At 60.8% G+C, this 19882-nt stretch carries 21 protein-coding genes; 14 read left to right on the forward strand and 7 right to left on the reverse strand.

Annotated features, from left to right (window positions below; all coding sequences use genetic code 11):
* Positions 1-23: 23 nt before the first annotated feature.
* Positions 24-455 (reverse strand): VOC family protein, encoded by a 432-nt coding sequence (locus J1C56_RS16245; protein ID WP_214391084.1) that lies wholly within the window; start codon positions 453-455, stop codon positions 24-26.
* A gap of 223 nt (positions 456-678) precedes the next feature.
* Between J1C56_RS16245 and J1C56_RS16250 the strand changes: the two genes are divergently transcribed.
* A complete protein-coding gene (locus J1C56_RS16250) occupies positions 679-1488 on the forward strand; it encodes an HpcH/HpaI aldolase family protein (RefSeq protein WP_214391085.1) in 810 nt (269 codons plus the stop codon).
* A gap of 15 nt (positions 1489-1503) precedes the next feature.
* Here J1C56_RS16250 and J1C56_RS16255 read toward each other — a convergent pair whose 3' ends face one another.
* A complete protein-coding gene (locus tag J1C56_RS16255) occupies positions 1504-2325 on the reverse strand; it encodes an amidohydrolase family protein (protein WP_214391086.1) in 822 nt (273 codons plus the stop codon).
* A 316-nt stretch (positions 2326-2641) separates the two neighbouring features.
* Between J1C56_RS16255 and J1C56_RS16260 the strand changes: the two genes are divergently transcribed.
* Together J1C56_RS16260 and J1C56_RS16265 are read left to right on the forward strand one after the other, a co-directional pair.
* Positions 2642-3718 carry an ABC transporter substrate-binding protein gene (locus J1C56_RS16260; RefSeq protein WP_214391087.1) on the forward strand — a complete coding sequence of 359 codons (1077 nt, stop codon included), beginning with the start codon at positions 2642-2644 and terminating at the stop codon, positions 3716-3718.
* 122 nt (positions 3719-3840) lie between these two features.
* A complete protein-coding gene (locus tag J1C56_RS16265) occupies positions 3841-4812 on the forward strand; it encodes an aldo/keto reductase (RefSeq protein ID WP_214391088.1) in 972 nt (323 codons plus the stop codon).
* Between the two features lie 280 nt (positions 4813-5092).
* Here the strand turns inward: J1C56_RS16265 and J1C56_RS16270 are convergent, their stop codons facing one another.
* Positions 5093-5965 carry an HpcH/HpaI aldolase/citrate lyase family protein gene (locus tag J1C56_RS16270; RefSeq protein ID WP_214391089.1) on the reverse strand — a complete coding sequence of 291 codons (873 nt, stop codon included), beginning with the start codon at positions 5963-5965 and terminating at the stop codon, positions 5093-5095.
* Between the two features lie 146 nt (positions 5966-6111).
* Between J1C56_RS16270 and J1C56_RS16275 the strand changes: the two genes are divergently transcribed.
* Entirely contained in the window at positions 6112-7116 is a 1005-nt protein-coding gene (locus J1C56_RS16275; RefSeq protein ID WP_214391090.1) for an LLM class flavin-dependent oxidoreductase, read from the forward strand.
* A 19-nt stretch (positions 7117-7135) separates the two neighbouring features.
* Here J1C56_RS16275 and J1C56_RS16280 read toward each other — a convergent pair whose 3' ends face one another.
* The 3 genes from J1C56_RS16280 to J1C56_RS16290 are packed head-to-tail and all read right to left on the reverse strand — an operon-like array spanning position 7136 to position 9922.
* Positions 7136-8350 (reverse strand): NAD(P)/FAD-dependent oxidoreductase, encoded by a 1215-nt coding sequence (locus J1C56_RS16280; RefSeq protein WP_214391091.1) that lies wholly within the window; start codon positions 8348-8350, stop codon positions 7136-7138.
* A gap of 43 nt (positions 8351-8393) precedes the next feature.
* The gene (locus J1C56_RS16285; RefSeq protein ID WP_214391092.1) at positions 8394-8588 is read right to left on the reverse strand and encodes a ferredoxin; all 195 of its coding nucleotides are present in this window, start codon (positions 8586-8588) and stop codon (positions 8394-8396) included.
* 32 nt (positions 8589-8620) lie between these two features.
* Positions 8621-9922: a cytochrome P450 gene (locus tag J1C56_RS16290; protein ID WP_214391093.1), complete on the reverse strand. Its 1302-nt coding sequence runs from the start codon at positions 9920-9922 to the stop codon at positions 8621-8623.
* Positions 9923-10106: 184 nt separating this feature from the next.
* On the opposite strand from J1C56_RS16290, the gene J1C56_RS16295 reads away from it, so the two are divergent.
* From J1C56_RS16295 to J1C56_RS16330, 8 genes are all read left to right on the forward strand, one after another.
* A complete protein-coding gene (locus J1C56_RS16295; protein ID WP_214391094.1) occupies positions 10107-10757 on the forward strand; it encodes a TetR/AcrR family transcriptional regulator in 651 nt (216 codons plus the stop codon).
* A gap of 74 nt (positions 10758-10831) precedes the next feature.
* Positions 10832-11236: a VOC family protein gene (locus tag J1C56_RS16300; RefSeq protein ID WP_214391095.1), complete on the forward strand. Its 405-nt coding sequence runs from the start codon at positions 10832-10834 to the stop codon at positions 11234-11236.
* Between the two features lie 20 nt (positions 11237-11256).
* A complete protein-coding gene (locus J1C56_RS16305) occupies positions 11257-12021 on the forward strand; it encodes an SDR family NAD(P)-dependent oxidoreductase (protein WP_214391096.1) in 765 nt (254 codons plus the stop codon).
* Positions 12022-12063: 42 nt separating this feature from the next.
* Positions 12064-12498 (forward strand): VOC family protein, encoded by a 435-nt coding sequence (locus J1C56_RS16310; protein ID WP_214391097.1) that lies wholly within the window; start codon positions 12064-12066, stop codon positions 12496-12498.
* Between the two features lie 122 nt (positions 12499-12620).
* A complete protein-coding gene (locus tag J1C56_RS16315) occupies positions 12621-13748 on the forward strand; it encodes an ABC transporter ATP-binding protein (protein WP_214391098.1) in 1128 nt (375 codons plus the stop codon).
* Positions 13748-14659, forward strand: coding sequence for an ABC transporter permease (locus J1C56_RS16320; RefSeq protein ID WP_214391099.1), 912 nt, complete (start codon positions 13748-13750; stop codon positions 14657-14659). Before J1C56_RS16315 ends, J1C56_RS16320 begins: the two co-directional genes overlap by 1 nt.
* Entirely contained in the window at positions 14646-15503 is an 858-nt protein-coding gene (locus J1C56_RS32935) for an ABC transporter permease (RefSeq protein ID WP_214391100.1), read from the forward strand. The genes J1C56_RS16320 and J1C56_RS32935 overlap by 14 nt, the downstream gene beginning before the upstream one ends.
* 122 nt (positions 15504-15625) lie before the next feature.
* Positions 15626-17212, forward strand: coding sequence for a GMC family oxidoreductase (locus J1C56_RS16330; RefSeq protein ID WP_214391101.1), 1587 nt, complete (start codon positions 15626-15628; stop codon positions 17210-17212).
* 514 nt (positions 17213-17726) lie between these two features.
* On the opposite strand, the gene J1C56_RS16335 is transcribed toward J1C56_RS16330, so the two are convergent.
* Positions 17727-18629, reverse strand: coding sequence for a LysR family transcriptional regulator (locus J1C56_RS16335; RefSeq protein WP_214391102.1), 903 nt, complete (start codon positions 18627-18629; stop codon positions 17727-17729).
* A gap of 138 nt (positions 18630-18767) precedes the next feature.
* Between J1C56_RS16335 and J1C56_RS16340 the strand changes: the two genes are divergently transcribed.
* Positions 18768-19100, forward strand: a complete 333-nt coding sequence (locus J1C56_RS16340) for a nuclear transport factor 2 family protein (RefSeq protein WP_214391103.1) — start codon at positions 18768-18770, stop codon at positions 19098-19100.
* Positions 19097-19876, forward strand: coding sequence for an SDR family oxidoreductase (locus J1C56_RS16345; protein ID WP_214391104.1), 780 nt, complete (start codon positions 19097-19099; stop codon positions 19874-19876). The genes J1C56_RS16340 and J1C56_RS16345 overlap by 4 nt, the downstream gene beginning before the upstream one ends.
* Positions 19877-19882: the final 6 nt, after the last annotated feature.

A 19882-nucleotide genomic window follows, 5' to 3' on the forward strand; every position in this document is an offset into this window, starting at 1 on the left:
CAAGCGAGGCGCTGGTTAGTCCCTCATGCCTGCTTCGAAGGGTTGCGGGGTATGGTGCTGACCAGCGTTCCGTTAGGCGACCGGAACATCGCAACCATGCGCTTGCCCAGTTCGCCGAGCTGGCCTTCATAAGGGCCGCGAAATGGCTTGATGCCGTGGCGCTCAAGATGCTCAAGAAGTTCGTCCAGATCGTCAACCATGAAGGAGACGTGGCCTACTCCGCCAGGATGCGGTGCAGGCAAATACTCGTCATAAGACAGCGCCTGGAACAGGAAGAATTTCACACCGCCTAATTCAACTGCGTCGATCTGCTTCGGGCCAAATTGCACCTTATAGGTCCTGTCTGGGTTGAAGGCAGAAAGGAACTTGAGCTCTTCGTCGAGCTTCGGAGCTTTCAGACCGATATTGAACAGCTCGTCCAGATGCGGTTCGGCAGTTCTCACTTTTTCGTCCAAGATCCTTGCTCCCTGCAGGTTTGATTGAAGCCGTCTGCGCCAGAAGGGCGCGCCGCCTGGTTGCGGCAGCCTTGGTCCGACTCTGCACCAGCCACGACTCACAAGTCAAGCCCGTTGACTTATGGTGCAGCACTGTTAGATAGGCAAACTGAAGGGCAGTTCTGCGGGAAGGCGGCATTCCGCGCCCACTGCAAGGGTCGCCGCACGAGTGAGGGAGCACCCGATGCTGGAGAACAATCTCAAACGGATATGGGCAGCCGGCCGACCCGTGCTGAATGGATGGCTGTCAATAGGCAACGCCTTCACCGCCGAGATCATGGCGACCCAAGGCTACGATGCGATCACGATCGACATGCAGCATGGCGCGCTGGACTACGGGGCCGCGCTGCCTATGCTGCAGGTGCTGCGAGGTTACGACGTCACACCGATTGTCCGGGTACCCTGGCGCGAGCCAGGCATAATCATGAAAGCACTTGACGCTGGCGCGCAGGGGATCATCTGCCCAATGGTCAATTCGGCGGCGGAGGCTGCGGAATTTGTCAGCTACACCAAGTACCCGCCGCTAGGGCAGCGCAGTTTCGGTCCAACCCGAGCCACAATCGCGTATAACGGTTACGGCCTTGAGGCGAACGTGGAAGTGCTAGCATTCGCGATGATAGAGACGCAGGACGGCGTGGAAAATCTCGAGGCGATCGCCGCCACTCCCGGGCTCGCTGGCATCTATATCGGGCCGTCGGACCTTGCCTTGGGAACACAAAAGGGCCGCCTGGCCCCCGGCTTTGATCGCGAGGAACCGGAAATGATTGATCTTATCCAACATATCCTCGCCGTCTGCCACGCGAATGGGCTGCGCGCCTGTCTCCATTGTGGCACACCGGACTATGCGGCTCGCGCCATTGGTTGGGGTTTCGATATGACGACGGTGTCAGGCGATACCCGATTGCTAGCGGCCGCAGCCAGCGCTTCAGTCGGCAGGTGGCGGGAGCTTGTGCGCGCCAGCCCGGCGGCAGGTGGTACCAACTCCGGATACTGACACGGCAGCCGCGCGTCAGGCCGCTCGGGGCAGCCGATAGAGTTCGAGCGCATTCTTGCCCATCTGGAGACGAACCGCTTCGTTCGGCACCCAGTCATTCAGCCATTCGATCGTCTGACAGTAAGTCAACTTGCCATTCAGTTTAACGAATGGCCAGTCGCTGGCCCATAGCAGCCGCGTGGGACCGGCTTCGGACAGGAGCCGCGCCGCCATCGCCCGGTGATCGAGCTCTTCGGACAGATAGGGGCCCGATAGCTTCACCCACGTGCGTCCTTTGCGCATGGCACGCAGGATCGCCTTGAAGCTCTCGGACTCCAGCCCCGCCTCGTTGTCCCGCGCGCCGAAATGGTCGACCACTGTTTTCACTCCGGCGGAGTCCAGTGCGTCCAGCATAGGTGGCAGGTGGTCGCGCCTGCCGTAGACATGGACGTGCCAATCGAGTTCGGCAACGATGCCCAGCAAGCGCCGATAGTCTGGCGAACGGAGGTCTGGCGGGCTAGCCATATTGCCCGTGGCCAAACGAATTCCAACTACGCCCGCCTGGTTCATCTCTCGCAGATCGGCTTGCGGCGCGTCGGGTCCGACGATCACCGTGGCGCGCAGCCGGCGATGTCGCGCGAGCGCAGCCAGCGTATAGTCATGATACGACCCAAGAAAGCTAGCCGCCGCGATAACGCCGTAGCTAACACCGGCCGTGTCGAGCTCGCGAACGTAGTCCTCAGCCGTGTAGTCGCGTTCAAAGGGATTCGGCGCGCCGGCAATGAATGGCAGGTCGCGGCGGAATATATGCGCATGCGTATCGACTAGTGGTGCCTTGACGACAAGGCTCTGTTTCATCGGCTCATCCCGCACCGTTCTCACGCACTTCGGTATCGCTCCTGACGGCTCGCGAGCCCGACTGGAACGCCACAACATTTCTAAGTCAACGTCATTGACATACGAAAGCAGGCGCGTCAATCTCAGGCCGCAAAGGGCAATCAGGGAGGTCTTTGCAAAGCTCTGCTAACCAACCATCGAGTGTCGGCTCGGAGCCCGGGCGTTAAGAAGCAACGTCGCGTTCCTCGGTCTGATCCGCGACGTGCATAGGACGGCGAGGTGGTTTCGTTAGTCCCGTCCCATTTTCTCATTCAATCATCATAACTGGGAGGTAGTCATGGTAGTGACAATCAACAGGCGTTTGGCCGGCATGCTGATAGCAGGTGGTCTGTTCGCGGGGGTAGCGTTGCCGCAGGCAGCGCTCGCACAGGAAGCCCCGCGCGACTTCAAGGGCGAAGAACTGGTCGTCCAGACGCTAACCGGCACCGCTGGCAAGTTTTTCCGCGACATCGCCGAGCCATTCGAGAAAAAATACAACGCAAAGCTTTCGATGTTCGAGAGCTTGTCCTCCGACACGGTCGCCAAGATGCGCGCCAATGCTGGCAACCAGGAATCAGACGTTTGGATGGTCGCGGAGACCTGGGGCACGGTGCTCGAAAAGGAAGGCTTGCTGGAGCCGCTGAGTGTCAAAGGCGTTCCGGCGCTTGAGACCCTGATGCCCACCGGTCGGCGCAAGAACGACGCTTTCATGCTGATGTCGCTCGCAGCAATGAACATCACCTACAACAAGGACAAGTTGAAGCCCGAGGACCTGCCTAAGACATGGGCTGACCTTGCCGACCCCAAATACAAGGGCAGGCTCATCCTGCCGGCCGCCAGCAGCACCTTCGCGGTTATGTTGATCGAGGAGTTCAACAACGCAGGCGGCGGCGACGTGAAGAACATCGACCCGGCCATTAGCGAGCTCAAGAAGATTGCTCCGAATGTCATGACCTACTGGACGAGCTTCGACCAGAATTTCAATCTCATGAATTCTGGGCAAGCCTGGCTAGCGGTATCGTCTTCCGACCGCACAATCGACCAGGCGCTGAAGGGCGCCCCTGTCGGCGCGACCTATCCGGCAAGTGGCACTGTCTTCATCGGCAACGCAGTTGGTGTGACAAAGGGTACGCAAAAGAAAGATCTTGCGGAGGCCTATGTGAACTATCTCCTGTCGCCCGAGGTGCAGAAGTTGATGGCCGATCGCATCGGCCAGATCCCGACGGTTAAGGACATTGAAGTGTCGCAGAACGTACGGGAGCTTCTCCCTCAGGGCGACGCCATGAAGAATTCGCTATCGCCAGACTGGGGCGAGATCGCCGCCAATCAGGCGCAGTGGGTCGAGCGCTACACCAAAGAGATCGTCAGCAAGTAACCGGCTGCGCGATGTTCAAATGGCCGGTGGCATCTCGCTGCCGGCCATGGCGTTTGCAAACGTCGATGGACTGCTGCCCAGTTTTGTGGGCAACAGCCGTGCATCCAACGGAGGAAGAAATCATGGAGAAGCGTAAGCTTGGTAGGACGGGGCTAAAGATTTCACCACTGGTCCTTGGCGGCAACGTTTTCGGTTGGACCATCGACCGGAAGGTTTCGTTCGACGTTCTCGACGCCTTTTTCGACCATGGCTTCAACGCTATCGACACTGCTGACGTCTATACCGCCTGGGTCCCCGGCAACAAAGGCGGTGAATCCGAGTCCATCATCGGCGCCTGGCTCAAGGCACGGCCGTTGGCGCGCGACAAAATCGTCATCTTCACCAAAGTCGGGTCAGGAACGGACGGAGCTTCGCGTACGCGTGGACTGTCGGAAAGCTGGATATCTAAAGCGGTCGAACAGTCCCTAAAGCGGCTCGGTGTCGAAGCGATTGACGTTTATTTCTCTCACTGGCCCGATCCCCTCACGCCTCATGACGAGACCCTCTCTGCTTATGCGAAGCTCATCGAGGCGGGGAAGGTCAAGGCCATCGGCGCGTCGAACTTCAACGCGGTACAACTGGCCACCGCGCTCGGCGCGGCGCGCACGCAGGGCTTGCCCGCCTACCAGGTGCTGCAGCCAGAATACAATCTCTACAGCCACGAGACCTTCGATGGCGCACTGCGCGACCTGAGCATCGCGGAAGACATCGGCGTCGTGAATTATTATGGTCTCGCTGGAGGCTTTTTGTCAGGTAAGTACCGCTCGCTGGAGGACTGTGGCAAGTCAGCCCGCGGTGCGCGGATGACGCGCTATTTCACGTCTCGCGGCTGGGCTGTCCTCGATGCCCTGGATGCGATCGGCGCGAACCACCATGCAACGCCGGCGGAAGTTTCGTTGGCATGGCTGATGGCGCGCAAAGGCGTGACCGCGCCGATTGCAAGCGCGACCTCGGTCAAACAGGTCGAGAGTTTTTCAAAGGCTGCCGGCATTGTTCTCTCGCCGGACGAGGTCAAGAAACTAGACGATGCCAGCAGTGTACCCATCGCTGCGTGACGAACACGGGGGCAGTTCGCACGCCCCGACCCCGCGAACTCGTGCGGATGTTCGACTTCTATGATCGATTCCTACGACGCACGATGCCTTCGTCTTGCGTCGATCTTCCCGCCCAGTTCGCCGGGTCCTCAGGGCAAGCGCTGAAATGCCCTACCTAGGATCTTCGGCTATTTCAGAATAGAGCAGCCGCGCCTACACTGCGGCGCTGAGCGAGGACGACAACACGAAGGTCAGCCGAGATTTTGACGCGATGCGATCAACTTTCGAACAGTTGCGGGGTTCACCGCGATGCCCGGCCCACGAGCATGTTGGCCCTTGCGATATCGGCCGCACCGACCAGCTCGTTGTCAAATCGTCGCTTATCGGGGTCGGGATTTGAAGCGGCGGCAACTATTTCCCGCGCCCATACGAGCTCTTTTTCAGTAGGCAAGAAAGCACGGTGGATGCCGGCGATGTGCCGCGCCGAGATCGCAGTCTTGCCAGTGAAACCCATTCTTGCACTAAACGCTGCATCGGCTTCGCCTCCTTCCAGATCGTCGCGCATGTAGGCCGCATCGAGTATGTCGATGTTGGCGAGCCGGCCGGCGAGCACCATCCTGCTGCGGATGTAGAGCGTCTCATGATCTATCCCTACGATCCCTGTGCGGCGATAACCGAAGTCGAGCGCCATGTCATTTGCGCCGAACATGATTGCGCCCATTCGCGGACTGGCGTTAGCGATCGCCTTGACGTTAGCAAGCGCCTCGACCCTTTCGATGACAGCACCGATCTCGGTTGAACCGGATTGAATACCTAGCTGCTCCTCGCACTGCGTCACGGCGTGGTCGAGTATGACAATGTCGCGCGCCGACTTGACCTTCGCGCAATAGACCAAATGCGGCCGGCCGCCGAGAATGCAGGCAAGCTCTTCCCTTGTCTGCGGATTATCGATGGGCCGGAAGCGCACCCAGGCTTCCTTGTTCGACCAATCGAGTTCATCCAGCGCACGGCGTGTGTTCTCCAATGCCTGCGGCCGCATTTCGGGCGGGAAACCCGCCTCGAGTTCGAGATGCACGATGTCGGCGTCCGAAGCGCTGGCGGCGACGAGAGCGTGCCATTCTCCGCCCTTGACCACCAACTTCGACCGCCTCAGGCTTCTCTTGCGGACCGCCATGACTTCCTCCCGAAACCGCGTTCGCCGCTCCGCCAAAGACCGAGCTAAGGTCAATAAATGACGCAGTGCTGGGCGCAAGTCAATAAGATTGACTTGCGTCCAGCACTCTGCCAATCGTCATGTTGCTCTGACGTTGGAGAAACCCCATGACCAAGCTTTCGATACTAGACATCGTGCCGGTGCCAGAAGGAGCGACGCCCGGCGAGGCGCTCCGCAATTCGCTGACGCTCGCACAGGCGGCGGAACGTTTGGGCTACGAGCGATACTGGATCGCCGAGCACCACAACATGATTGGGGCGGCTGGCGCGGCGACAGGTACGGTCATCGGATTCATCGCCGCGCATACGAGCACGATCCGTGTCGGTGCAGGCGGCATTATGCTTCCCAACCATGCACCGCTGATGGTCGCCGAACAATTCGGAACGCTGGAGTGCCTTTATCCAGGCCGCATCGATCTGGGCCTTGGGCGTGCGCCGGGAACGGATCAGTTCACCGCGCGCGCCCTGCGGCGAGATGGGGCAAGAGCGCAGGAATTTCCGCAGGAAGTGATGGAACTCCGTCGCTATTTCGGCGAGGTGATCCCCGAGCAGGTTGTGCAAGCGGTGCCCGGAGGTGGTCTCGACCTGCCGATGTGGGTGCTCGGATCGAGCGAATCGGGCGCGGCTGCCGCCGCCTCGCTGGGCCTCCCATTCGCCTTCGCGTCGCATTTCGCGCCTTCGGCGCTTCTGGAAGCTATCGCTGCTTACCGTGCCAACTTCGTTGCCTCACCCCAACTCGACGGTCCTTATGTGATGCTCGGTGTCAACGTGGTGGTGGCAGAGTCGCAGCGAGAGGCCGAACGCCTGTTCACGACGATCCAGCGGCGCTTTGTTAACGTTGTCCGCGGCGATCCGCGCAAGCTGCCACCGCCAGTGGACGACCTAGCCGATTACTCGACGGCCAAAGAGCAGGCGCAAGTCGCATCGATGCTCCGCTATTCGTTCGTCGGCACTCCCGATGTCGTGAGGCAGGGGCTCGATGGCTTCATCGATATGACGAAAGCCGACGAGCTCATCGTGTCAGCGACGCTGTTCGACCCGGCCGCGCGGCAACGGTCTTACGAACTTCTGGCGGAAATCTGGTCGGAGAAGCGCGTCACTGCAACTATCTGACCCGCAAGGCCCTGCTGTCTCAGGCGGCGGGCGCCGGGGCAAGTAGCTGCGGCAGCATTGCCGCAGAAATGACCTGTCTGGAACGAAGGATTTTCCTCGCCAGCATATGGTCTTTCGGCCGGTTGACGGATTCCACGCCGACAAGGACGTCATCGCGGAAATGGAAGGCCGACAAGGCCCCCGCTTGGTGGTCACCGTCCACGACGATTTCCTGTGCCTGCCCGGTGGTGTTGCCTGCTATCTGGAGCTTCATGCCCGCCTGCTCACTCCAGAACCACGGGAGGCTGGCATAGGGCCGGGCTTCCCCGACAATCGCCGCCGCCACGCAATTCGCCTGGTCGACGGCATTCTGGACGGATTCGAGACGAACCGTCTGACCGAAATGGATGTTCGGATAGGCCGCGCAGTCGCCGATGGCATAGATTTCCGGAACAGCAGTCCGCAGATAACCGTCCGTCAGGATCCCATTGGCAACATCTAGGCCGGCATCACGTGCAAGCTCCGTATTCGGATCCACGCCGATACATGCCAACACCAGCTTCGTTCGGACAGAACCACCGTTCCACTCGACGCCGGTCACCTGGCCACCGTGGTGCAGTACGCGGACGCCGCTGCTCGCAAGCTCGAAACGGACGCCGCGCGCCTCCAGTCGCTCCTGGAACAGGCGCGAGACCGCCGGTGAGGCGCTGCGGCTCATCAACCTTGGTGCCATTTCGATTACGCGCACTGATGCGCCCATGTCGGCGCTGACGGAGGCGACCTCGAGGCCGAGATAGCCTGCTCCGATGATTACAATGTCGCCAGTGGCGAGTAGCCGGTCGCGCAGCTCCTGCGCGTTGGCGAGCGTCCGGAGCGACACCAGGCCGTGCACGCCTTCTAGACCGGGAAGGCGCCGGTTTCTCGCACCTGTCGCTAGAATCAGGCGGTCAAAGGATAGTGAACCAGCTCGGCTGAGCGTGACGGTCTTCGTACGTGGATCGATGGCAGCCGCGCGATCCTCTATTATCTCGACGCCGCTGTCACGGTAGAAGTCCGCAGTCGCAAACGCCAGGTCGTCGTCCGTCGCCTCACCCTTCAAATAGGCCTTTGATAGCGGCGGACGCTGATAAGGGAGGAACGGCTCATCGGCGAGCAAGCTGATCCTGCCGTCGAACCCCTGCGACCTGAGAGCCTGCTGCAGCTGGAAGCCAGCCTGCCCGCCGCCAACCACAACAATTCCAGCCGAAGTCGACATGAATCCTCCCGTTTGTTTTCGTGCGCGAGTTCCGTGCCGAAAATCAGTCGTCGAACACAATAGCGCGCGCCGGGCAGAGCCGGATCGCCGAACGCACGCCCGCCGCCATGGACTCCGGTGGCGCCTGGTTCAGCAGGACAACCATTCCGTCGTCTTCGTTCTGCGCGAAGACGGCCGGCGCGGCGTTGACGCATTGGCCCGCCCCGATGCACTTCTCAACATCAACCTTGATACGCATTCCCTTCGTCTCCTCTTGTGATGCCGGCTGGACTACCATTCGATCTGGAATTCGTGCGGGCCGTAGGCCAGACTGTGCGCAGCGAACTCGATCTCGTTGAGCGGCTTCACCAGCCGCAGGTTCGGGAAGCGCTTGGCCAATGTCGAAAAGACCACCTGCAGCTCTAACCGTGCGAGCGACTGCCCGAGGCACTGGTGGATGCCGTAGGAAAACGCCACGTGATGGGCGGCGTGGCGCTCGATGTCGAACTTGTCCGGCTCTGGGAACTCGGCCGGATCCCTGTTAGCGGCGTGCAGCAGCGCGAGCATTCCTTCGCCGGCCTTGATCAGCTTGCCGCCGACTTCGACATCCTCCCTGGCAACTCGCGACGAGTGGAACTGAAGGACGCTGGCATAGCGCAGGATCTCGTGCACTGCGTTCTCTACAGCCGCCTGATCGGACTTCAGCTTGGCAAACTGGTCCGGGTTCTCCAGCAGCGCCAAGGTTCCCATTGTGATCGTGCTGGCGGTGGTGTCAAACCCTGCCACCAGCAGCTGGTTGATCACCAAGATGGCGTCATCGCGGCTGAACTTGCCGGTAGCGATCTGGTCAACGACCAGGCGCGTGATGACCTCATCGCCGTCGCCGGGGGTGCGCTCGTTCTCGGCCAGCAGGCTATCGAGATAGTTCCAGAGCACCTCACCGGATCCATGGGACAAGGTGGCATCACCGCTCAAGTCGAAGCGGTCCTTTCCGGCTTGCAGAAACAACTCCTGGCCTTCCTTCGGGATGCCGACCAGTTGCGCCAGAACCCGGACCGGAACCTGCAACGCGAAATCGTCGACGAAGTTGGCGGGAGCGCCTTTGCGCTCCATCGCGTCGAACAAATCGTCCACGACGGTCTGCACGAACGGGCGCATCCGTGAGAACCGCTCAACTGTGAACATTCGGGCCATGGTGCGCCGGAACTTGGTGTGGTCGGGCGGATCCATGAAAGTGAAATTGGGGCGGCCGTTGACAAGCACGTCACGCCGCTGCTGGCTGACGAAAGGATAGCCCGGACGCGTTGTCACCGTGCTGAAGCGCGGATCGGCGAGCACCTCGCGCACGTCTTCGTAATGAGTGGCGATCCAGGTTTCAGACCCGTCCCATAGGCGGACCTTGGTCGGGCCAGGCCGCTGGCGAAGATCTTTTAGCTGCTCCGGCGGATGAAGTGGATGCTCGCGCAGAATGGCGAAGTCCGGCGCTGTCGCAGCGGCGTGGAAGGGACAGCCAGATGCCATCGGCGCGGCTTCGGCGGACGTTCCTGGAAATTGTTTTGTGTCGGACATGAGGTGGCTTTCGACATGGTTCATGAGGATGGCCTGATGCTGCATCGGCTCGACAGCGATTGCGTGTCGCCTGTGCTGCAGACAATTATGATACTACCATTACCATAATTAATAGCAAGAGGGTTCTTGTGGTGTAGGAGACGGCGGGTGAAGTTGCCGCAAGGCGGTCGGTAAGCGAAGGCCGCGTTCAGAAGGATCAATAAGCGTTATGGCTGTGCAAGCAGACGAAGAACGACCGCGCGACGACACGCCGGATGCTGTCGTGCAGCGACGGCCTGGCCGACCGCGCTCCGGCAGGTCGCAGAAAGCCATCATGGCCGCTGTGATACGCCTGTTGCGGACGCACGGGCTGGCGGGCCTAACCGTCGATGCCGTCGTCGCCGAAGCGCGCGTCAGCAAGGGCACGGTCTATCGCTGGTGGGAGTCGAAGCACTCGGTCGCGATGGACGCGATCCTGCGTATTTTCAACGAGGAATTGCTGACACCGGACACAGGTTCAGCGATCAACGATTTTCGTTCGCTGATGACCCAGTTCGCCGCGATCCTCCAGAATGGCGGTCTTGGTTACACATACATCTCTCTGCTCGTAGAGGCGCAGCAAAACAACCGCATCGAGGAATTCCACAGCCGCTTCTTCGCCGAGCGCCGCGAAGTTCTCCACAAAATCATTCGCAAGGGGATCGCACGCGGCGATCTTGCCGCTCACACTGATGCGGACCTGATCGTTGACGTTCTGTTCGGCCCGCTCATTTTCCGGCTTCTCACCGGACTTCATGCGGTGGACGATGTCATGATTGAGGGCATCCTGGCGACGGTTTCACATGGCATCTTGGTTCAGGCTCCAGCGTCAGAATCGTAAGTCAATGCCATTGACATAGAACGAAAGCTGCGCAATCGTATTGCCAACGCAACGCGTCCAGGGAGATTTTGCAGATGAAGCTGAAACTCAACCACGTCGCCGTGATGGCCGACGATTCGCATGAACTCGCGCGCTTTTACCGCGAAGTCGTCGGCCTGGAGCCGATGCACACGCCGGGCGCGAAGAGCATCGATCCGAACTCTTACAAATGGCTGCGCATCGACGACAAAGAGATTCACATCGTGCAGCGTGACGACTCGCTGGCGCCGCGTCTGGCCCTGGAGATCGATCCGCTCAAGGCGCACTTCGCCTTTGAGGTCGACAGCGTGGAATCGATCAAGGAGATAACGGAGCGACTCACCAAGGCCGGCGTAAAATGGATGGACTGGTCGCCGCACGGCATCCCCGGCAAGCACCAGGTGTTCATGGTCGACCCGGGCGGCAATCTTGTCGAGTTCCAGCTCGGGTCTTACGCGTGATGGCCCGCCGGGTTGCATTCGTGACCGGCGGCGGGTCCGGAATCGGCCGCGCTGCCACGCTGATCTTCGCCCGCTCGGGCATGGATGTAGTTATAGCTGACATCGACGAGGTAAAGGCGCGCGGTGTCGCTGAAGAGGCGGCGCAGATCGGCGCTGGCGCATTGGCGCTGCGGGTCGACGTGTCAGACGAGGAGTCCGTACGCTCGGCAATGCAGCAGACGGAAGTCAGATTCGGCCGCCTCGACGTGCTCGTCAATTCAGCTGGCGTCGATTTCCATAAGGAACTCGCCGACATTCCGGTGGAGGACTGGCGGCGAGTGATGGACATCAATGTCACCGGCACGTTCCTCTGCATGAAGCACGCCAAGCGCTTGATGCTGCTGAATAAATACGGCCGCATGATCTGCCTGGGCTCGTCGTCCGGCATCTACGGCATGGGCTGGCCGGCCTATTCCGCCGCCAAGGCCGCGATCAACGGTCTGGCGTTGTCAGCCGCCCGGGAACTCGCCCTGCAAGGCATCACTGTGAACGTCGTCGCCCCGGGACCGACCGAGACGCCGCTCTCGCTCGACCTGTGGGCCAACAATCCTGGACGCCGGCAGCGCCTGGAATCGAGTGTGCCGGTCGGACGCGTCGCTAAGCCTGAGGAGATCGGCGCTGCGATCGCATATCTGGCCTCCGAGGAGGCCGGCTTCGTAACGGGCTCTATTCTCGTGATCGACGGTGGACTGACGTCGCTGATGCGCCAGCAGACGCCTGCTCCTGCACCCGCACCCGCTTCGTGAATTCCACTCGCCTGTCCCCGACCGGCTCCTAAAGGACCTAATATGACTACCGAACAAACAACGACCGAACCCCGGCTCAAGCAGATCTTCAACCTCGGCGTGAAGGCGCCGGACGTCGCGGCAGAAAGCACCTTCTTCGCGGCTTTCAACCCCGACCGGACCTTCTACATGGACCGCTCTCGCTCGGCGAGCGGCCCCAAAAAAGTGCCGGCGGTCGAGTTTAATGGCGTGAAGTTCTTCTTCTTCTCATCGCTCGCCTACGATGCGGACCTGAGCGAGCCGCACCCAGGAGGCATCAGCCACGTCGCGTTCATGGTCGACGATCTGGACGAGTTGGTCGCACACCTGTCTCGCCAGGGCATCGAGCCGTTCAAAGGGCCTTACTCCGTCGACATCGGCGAGCTCGGCCGTCGCAAGGTGGTGTTCTACAGGTCGCCCAACGGCACGATCCTGGAGCCGCAGGAACTGTTGAAATAGGTAAACCAGTGCCAGCCTAACAGGGCTGCTAGGTGAACCAAGTTGCCGAGCGAACGAGCCGTGGCCTGCCCCAAACCGACAGGGAGGCCCTCTCGCAAGTCGGAATGCCAGGGAGGAAACCGATGGCAGAGCTTTCCAACGCGCAGCCCAGCGAAATCGTGCTGCGGCTCGCCGGTGTGCAGAAGTATTTCGGCAGCGTCGCTGCCGTCGAGAATGTCGAGCTTGCCGTCCAGAAGAACCAGCTGGTCACACTGCTGGGGCCGAGCGGCTGCGGCAAGACCACCACGCTACGTATGATCGCCGGCTTCGAATTTCCGACCGCCGGCCAAATTGTCATCGACGGCAAGGATGTCACCTACACGCCGCCGAACAAGCGCGAAATCGGGATCGTCTTCCAAAGCTACAGCCTGTTTCCGCATCTCAGGGTATCCGACAACGTCGCCTATGGCCTCAAGCGCCGCGGCGTGCCCAAGGAGGAGCGCGTCCAGCGCGTGCGCGAAGCGCTGCAGCTCGTAGATCTCGGCCAGTTCGGGGATCGACTGCCAAATGAACTGTCAGGCGGCCAGCAGCAGCGTGTTGCGCTTGCCCGCGCCATCGTCATCCGCCCGAAGATTTTGCTGCTCGACGAGCCGCTTTCGGCGCTTGACGCAAAATTGCGCCAGCGCATGCGCTTGGAGATCCGGCACCTGCAGCGCCAGATCGGCATGACCACTGTCCTGGTCACACATGATCAGGAAGAGGCCCTATCAATGTCGGACCACATCGTGGTGATGAACAAGGGCAATGTCGAGCAGGAAGGAACGCCTTCCAGCATCTATCGCCAGCCGAAGACGTCCTTCGTGGCAAGCTTTATCGGCGAGACTAACCTTTTCAAAGGAGAGATCGTGCACGCAGCGAACGTAGACGGTTTGCTCGTGTTCCGCGCAGACTGCGGCTTCGAGGCGTGCATCCGCAAGGCCGACAATCTCGAGCCCGGTCGCCAGTTGCTGCTTAGCCTTCGTCCTGAAACGCTAACGATCTCGCCGAGCCAGGGCGAAGCCGAGGCGTCGCCGAACGCGTTGAGGGGCACTGTGGCCGGGATCAACTATCTTGGCGCCCGCACGGTGTTCGAGATCAAGACGCCGACCCGCGATCTTATGGTCTCCGTCCAGAACGACGCAGGCTCGGAAGCGCCTGTCGCCTTCGTCGAGGGCCAGACCATTCGGTTGTCGTGGACGCCCGATGCCTGCCAGATAGTCGAGATAAACTGATGGCGGAGTTGGTCCATTCATCGGCTGGCGTATCCCAAGGACCCGCCCCGGCCGCGCCAGGCGCCAAGAAGGCGCCAACGGCAAATTACGGCATCCTGCTTCTGCCGAGTATCGGGACGCTGATTGCGTTCTTCATCGTCCCGTTGATGATCATGCTCGGCTATTCGTTCCGCAGGTTCGACGGCCCGGCTCAGGTCGGGCCGGTACACTACGTCATTGATAACTACGTCAAGTTCTTCACTGACCTGTTCTACTGGGAGGTGCTGGGTCGAACGCTGGTCGTCGCCGCTGTTGTCGCAACGATCGCGGTAGTCATCGCTTATCCGATCGCCTACACCCTGGCGCGGTCGAAGTCGCGCTGGAAGACCTTGATGGTCGTCATCGTCGTGCTACCGCTCATCACCAATCTGGTCGTGCGCAACTACGGCTGGATGGTGATCCTGTCCGACAACGGTCTCCTCAACACTTTTCTCCAGTATCTGGGACTGCCAACCCTGACGCTGATGTTCACGACAACTGGCGTGATTGTAGCGCTTACGCAGGTGCTGACGCCATTTGCCGTCTTCTCGCTGTTCGGCGTGATCCAGCAGATAAACCCGCAGTTGGAGGAGAGCGTCCGAGGACTGGGCGGTACGACCTGGCATGTCGTCAAGGATGTCCTCATTCCACTGAGCTGGGCAGGAATTCTTGCTGGCTGGCTGCTGATATTCGTGCAGGCGGTAGCGGCCTTCGCCACCCCGCTCCTGATCGGCGGCGGCGGCCGGGCCGGGCAGTTACTCGCGACCTTGGTGTTCACCGACGCGATCTCGACGCTGAACTGGCCGTTCGCAGCCGCCACCAGCTTTATCATGACCGCGATCGTGCTCATGCTGATCGCCCTGCAGGGGAGGATGCTCCGTGCAAAACGCTGACCGCACGATCGCTTCGCCGGTGGCGCCTATCACCCGCGCCAGCCGACCATTCCTGGATAGCCGTCATCTCCTGGCGGTCGCGAACATCCTCGTTTGCAGCTTCCTATTGGCGCCAATCCTGATTGTGATCGTCACCTCCTTTAGTGCCGACCAATTCATGCAGTTCCCGCCCAGCGGGTGGTCGCTGCGTTGGTATGTGGAGTTCTTCAACGACAGGCGGCTGATGGACGGGCTGCTGCTCAGCCTGGCGCTGGCGTCGGTAACTGCCGTAGTGGCGGGCGTGGCGGGGAGTCTGGCTGCCTTTGCGATGACCCGGATGACGTCGCGCTTTGGAGGATTGATCCACTCGCTCCACACTGCCCCGCTCATAACACCAGGCGTCGTCACCGGCCTGTCGATGCTCATCTTCTTCAGCGCGATGGGCCTACGCGGATCGTTCACCGCGCTCCTCATCGGCCACGTCGTCCTGTCGATCCCGTTCGTCGTAATCATCGTCGTGGCGGGCTTGCAATCGTTTGACAAGTCGATCGAGGAGGCGGCGATCAGCCTCGGCGCAAGCCGCCCCGTCGCATTCCTCACGGTGACGATCCCCGCGGTGAAAACGTCTATGATGAGCGCCGCCGTCTTCGCCTTCCTCAACTCCTTCGATGAGGTGGTGGTGACGCTGTTTCTTCCTGGGCCGCGAACCAAGACGCTACCGGTGGCGATGTTCGAGTACATCCAACACAATCTCGACCCCCTCCCGGCTGCGATATCCACCGTGCTCATTGCTATCGCGATGCTGGTGGTGTTCGTCACGGCGCGCTTTGGCACGATCGGCCGTATCATGGGGCAGCGCCTCTGAACGCAAGCCGTTGATGCTTCCCAATCGGGGGTGTGAGACACAAGCCCTCGCGTTGACGCGGCGGCAAGCCGTGTCGCCTGGGGAATATGAACCGGCCGAATTTCAACCTCGGATAGCGCAACATGATACAAGACGCTGGCGAATTCGATTTCATCATAGTCGGCGCGGGCTCGGCGGGCTGCGTCTTGGCCGCGCGGCTGACCGAATCCGGCAGCTACCGGGTTCTTCTGGTCGAGGCTGGGCCGGAGGACCGCCATTTCTGGATCCATGTTCCTCTCGGCTACGCCAACGTCTTTGCCGACCGTCGCATCAACTGGATGCTGGAGAGCGAAGCGGAAGGCGAGCTGCAAGGCCGCAGCATGTACCAGCCGCGCGGCAAGGTCTTGGGTGGTACAAGCTCGATCAACGGGATGATTTACATCCGTGGTAACCATGCGGACTATGATGGGTGGCGCGACGCCGGCTGCGAAGGATGGGGCTGGGAGGACGTGAAACCGTACTTCGAGCGCGCGGAGGGCCCGACTGGGCTAAGGGTGCAGCCGCACACCAAGAAGCATGAACTGGCCGAAGCCGTACTGCGAGCCGCACAAAACGCTGGTTTGCCCTACACGCATGACTTCAACGGGGAGCGGCAGGAGGGCGTTGGCTACTACCGCTACAATATTTTCAAGGGCCGCCGATGGAGCGCGTCCAGCGCCTATCTCCGGCCGGCGCGTGCGCGACCGAACCTCAAGGTCGTGACCGAGGCGCATGTACTCAGGCTGTCCATGCGCGACAGCCAAGTCACGGGTATCGTCTATGAAAGAGATGGCCAGACTTTCGAGGTGCGGGCGAAGGCGGAAGTTATCGTCGCTGCGGGCGTGTTCGGCTCGCCCCAGTTGCTCGAACATTCCGGCATCGGCAACCCATCTGTGTTGAAAGAGCAGGGCATCGAACCCGTCTTGGAACTGGCCGCCGTCGGCGAAAACCTTCAGGACCATTTCTACACGCAGCTCATGTTCAAGTGCTCGCAGCCGATCACTATCAACGACTTGGCAAACAGTTGGCCGCGTAAGATGTTCGAGGGCGCGCGCTACTTACTGACGCGTACTGGCAAGCTTGCTTTCAACCATATCTACGTCGGCGGCTTCACGCACAGCCGGGAAGGGCTATCGAAGCCGGACATCCAGTTCAACATGACGGCCTGGAGTGTGGCCGAGCGCACCGCTTCCGGCGCCAAGCCGCACCCATTTCCCGGTTTCTCGCTGAGCCCGGTCCACATCAACCCGGATGCGCGCGGCGCGGTGCATGTGACGAGTGCCGACCCCCGCGGACGGCCATCGATCCGCTTCAACTTCCTCAAGACCAACTACGATATCCAATCGATGATTTTTGGCGTGCGACTGGTGCGGCGGATCGCTGCGCAGCCGGGACTACAACCGTATATCGCGGACGAGATCCAGCCCGGACGTGCCATAGCGAGCGATGCGGACATCGTTTCGTTCCTGCGAGAGAAGGCGGTATCTAACCTCCACGCTGTCGGGTCCTGTCGCATGGGGCCAGATTGTGCCACCAGCGTCGTCGACTCTCAATTGCGCGTCCATGGCGTGCGCGGCCTGCGTGTTGTCGACGGTTCGATCATGCCGCGCATCATATGCGGCAACACCCATGCGGCGACCGTCATGATCGCGGAGAAGGCATCCGACATGATCCTGGTGGCAGCGCGGTAAAGGTCATGTTCATCGGATAGTTCGCGGGAGCGGATGCAGTTCGGTATTTAGGTGATGTGAAGATAGGTCACAAATGGTGCTGGCGAGGCGACCATGCCTATCGACATTCTGATCAACGACTGCGAGGTCGCCCGGCTAGAGGGCTAGATCGGGATCGCATTCATGATGCTCACCGGGACCAGCAGCCATGCATAGTCTGCCGGCCAGCTTTGCGGCGCATTGCTGCCATTCGCAACGCTAGAACGCCAATGGGTCAGGTCGCGACGTCAGTCTGGCCATGCTGGATGACTGCTATCGAATTTTTGAGGCCAGGAGCTGCCCATCCGGTTGCGGCCCCATTCTGCCTGAACCAGGCGTTTCGCTCACAGGCAGACGGTAGGACTCGTCTGGAGTGGAAGGCAGACTGATCGGTTTTGTTGCAGACCACCATCAAGAAGCTGTCGTGCCGAATTTTTCAGGATGTCTCGCAACGACAGGTCTCGTGCAGATGGTAACGGGGAATGTGCGCTGAGGCCTATCTCGCGGAAGAAGCAAACTCACGAGCGGCCTGGATGAACGCGGTGAAGGCGGCGGGCGGATTCTTTCGGCCTGGGTAGTACAGCGCCAGCGGCGGTAGGCTGGGTGTCCAATCTCCCAAAACCTGAACCAGTCTGCCGGCGGCGATGTCCTCTCGGACCTCGGCTTCCATGAGATAACCGAGCCCGACGCCATTCTGAGCGGCAATCCGAACGAGGCTCGGCTCATCCAGGGTGAGCGAGCCCTGGACATCTATCTGGACGGCGTCGCCGTCTTTCACGAAACGCCATCGGAACAAGGCGTGGTTTGGAAGACGCGCGCGGAGGCAGCGGAAGCGATAGAGGTCGGTCGGCACGTTCGGTTTGCCGTGTATGGCTAGAAACTCCGGTGACGCCACGACCGCGTGCTGTCGATGCAGGCCGAGGGGCACGGCGATCATGTCGATGGGCACGAGGTCGACTGGCCTCAGACCAATGTCGAAGCCGGCGGCGACGATGTCGACGAGCTTTCCTTCGGTCACCAGATCGATGTGAACCTGCGGGTAACGCCGCAAAAACGGAAGCAGGAGGGGCGCCAGCACTTCACGCGCTGCCGACGCAAATGCGTTGATGCGGAGCGTGCCGGACGGTGTCTGCTGCAGCGACTGCGCGGCCAACAGGGCATCGTGGATATCCGTCATCGCCGGGCCGACTCGTTCGACGAAGGTCCTCCCCGCGTCGGTGAGGGACACGCTCCGTGTCGTCCGATTGAAGAGCCGAATGCCCAAGCGCTGCTCCAACTTGGCGATGGCATTGCTCAGGGCGGTCGTCGACATGCCGAGATCAAGTGCCGCGGCGCGAAACGATCCATGCCGGGCGATGCTGATCACAGCATCGATGTCCGATAGGATATCTCTCGTCATTGTCCTGCTTTTCGCAATTCCTCGTCCCTATCTATCCCAGTTATCGGATCATTCGTCGAGCCATAGATTATATCCTGCCAGCCGCACATGCGCTGGACCCCAAGCGAGAAGGGCCTGGGGAACCACAGGAGAAGCAAGATGACGATCAAGTTGCCACCGAGCATCCAAGCCTACTTCGACGCCGACAATGCCCGCAGCCCCGACGCCGTCGCCGCTGCCTTCACCGACGATGCCGTCGTCCGGGACGCGGGCGAAGTCCGCGTCGGCCGAGAATCCATCCGGCGTTGGAAGGTCGAGACCGATCAGAAGTACTCGTACACCCTGACTGAGCCCCTTCTCATCACCACCGAGAACGGAAAGACCCAGGTGACGGGGCATGTGTCCGGCGACTTCCCCGGAAGCCCCGTCGATCTGCGGTACTTCTTCGTTCTCAAGGGCGACAAGATCGCCCATCTGGAGATCACGGTATGAGCCCCTTCCTGACGCTTGAGGGCCGCCGTGCCTTGATCACCGGCGGCACGATGGGAGCCGGCGCCGCGACCGTGGCGCTCTTTCAAGAGCTTGGGGCGCGCGTGTTGACGACCGCGCGTACCAAGCCCGCAGACTTCGCTGGCGCTGCATTCGTCGCTGCGGATCTCACCACCAGGGATGGTGTTGCGACGATCGTGGATGCAGTCCAGCGGGAACTGGGCGGGCTCGATATTCTCGTCAATGTCCTGGGCGGCTCCTCCGCGCCCTCCGGCGGCTTCGCAACACTGGATGATGGCGAATGGGATAAGGAGTTCAACTTGAACTTCTTCCCGGCGGTCAGGCTGGATCGTGCTCTCATCCCCAGCATGCTGGCACAGGGAAAAGGCGTCGTCATTCATGTGACCTCAATCCAGGGTCGAATGCCACTGCCCCAGGCAACGACCGGCTACGCCTCTGCCAAGGCCGCGCTTAACACCTACAGCAAGAGCCTTTCCAAGGAGATCTCGCCGAAAGGCGTCCGCGTCGTGCGGGTGTCTCCTGGCTGGATCGCCGATCCGGGCAAGAACGGTCTGGCGCTGCGCATAGCCGAACAGTCCGGCATTGGTTACGAGGAAGCGGTGCAGGTGATCATGGATACACTCGGCGGCATCCCGCTCGGGCGACCGGCTGCTCCTGGGGAGGTTGCGGACCTCATCGCGTTCCTCGCTTCCGACCGAGCGTCGTCCATCACCGGTACAGAGCACGTGATCGACGGAGGCACTGTCCCGACCGCCTAACAGGCG

The sequence above is a fragment of the Aminobacter anthyllidis genome, from assembly GCF_018555685.1.
In the GTDB taxonomy this organism is placed as follows: domain Bacteria; phylum Pseudomonadota; class Alphaproteobacteria; order Rhizobiales; family Rhizobiaceae; genus Aminobacter; species Aminobacter anthyllidis.

Excerpts from the sequence above, each read along its gene's own strand:
- J1C56_RS16250 (WP_214391085.1), top strand. The coding sequence starts at position 679 with ATGCTGGAGAACAATCTCAAACGGATATGGGCAGCCGGCCGACCCGTG.
- J1C56_RS16255 (WP_214391086.1), bottom strand. The coding sequence starts at position 2,325 with ATGAAACAGAGCCTTGTCGTCAAGGCACCACTAGTCGATACGCATGCG.
- J1C56_RS16260 (WP_214391087.1), top strand. The coding sequence starts at position 2,642 with ATGGTAGTGACAATCAACAGGCGTTTGGCCGGCATGCTGATAGCAGGT.
- J1C56_RS16265 (WP_214391088.1), top strand. The coding sequence starts at position 3,841 with ATGGAGAAGCGTAAGCTTGGTAGGACGGGGCTAAAGATTTCACCACTG.
- J1C56_RS16270 (WP_214391089.1), bottom strand. The coding sequence starts at position 5,965 with ATGGCGGTCCGCAAGAGAAGCCTGAGGCGGTCGAAGTTGGTGGTCAAG.
- J1C56_RS16275 (WP_214391090.1), top strand. The coding sequence starts at position 6,112 with ATGACCAAGCTTTCGATACTAGACATCGTGCCGGTGCCAGAAGGAGCG.
- J1C56_RS16280 (WP_214391091.1), bottom strand. The coding sequence starts at position 8,350 with ATGTCGACTTCGGCTGGAATTGTTGTGGTTGGCGGCGGGCAGGCTGGC.
- J1C56_RS16285 (WP_214391092.1), bottom strand. The coding sequence starts at position 8,588 with ATGCGTATCAAGGTTGATGTTGAGAAGTGCATCGGGGCGGGCCAATGC.
- J1C56_RS16290 (WP_214391093.1), bottom strand. The coding sequence starts at position 9,922 with ATGAACCATGTCGAAAGCCACCTCATGTCCGACACAAAACAATTTCCA.
- J1C56_RS16295 (WP_214391094.1), top strand. The coding sequence starts at position 10,107 with ATGGCTGTGCAAGCAGACGAAGAACGACCGCGCGACGACACGCCGGAT.
- J1C56_RS16300 (WP_214391095.1), top strand. The coding sequence starts at position 10,832 with ATGAAGCTGAAACTCAACCACGTCGCCGTGATGGCCGACGATTCGCAT.
- J1C56_RS16310 (WP_214391097.1), top strand. The coding sequence starts at position 12,064 with ATGACTACCGAACAAACAACGACCGAACCCCGGCTCAAGCAGATCTTC.
- J1C56_RS16315 (WP_214391098.1), top strand. The coding sequence starts at position 12,621 with ATGGCAGAGCTTTCCAACGCGCAGCCCAGCGAAATCGTGCTGCGGCTC.
- J1C56_RS16320 (WP_214391099.1), top strand. The coding sequence starts at position 13,748 with ATGGCGGAGTTGGTCCATTCATCGGCTGGCGTATCCCAAGGACCCGCC.
- J1C56_RS16330 (WP_214391101.1), top strand. The coding sequence starts at position 15,626 with ATGATACAAGACGCTGGCGAATTCGATTTCATCATAGTCGGCGCGGGC.
- J1C56_RS16335 (WP_214391102.1), bottom strand. The coding sequence starts at position 18,629 with ATGACGAGAGATATCCTATCGGACATCGATGCTGTGATCAGCATCGCC.
- J1C56_RS16340 (WP_214391103.1), top strand. The coding sequence starts at position 18,768 with ATGACGATCAAGTTGCCACCGAGCATCCAAGCCTACTTCGACGCCGAC.
- J1C56_RS16345 (WP_214391104.1), top strand. The coding sequence starts at position 19,097 with ATGAGCCCCTTCCTGACGCTTGAGGGCCGCCGTGCCTTGATCACCGGC.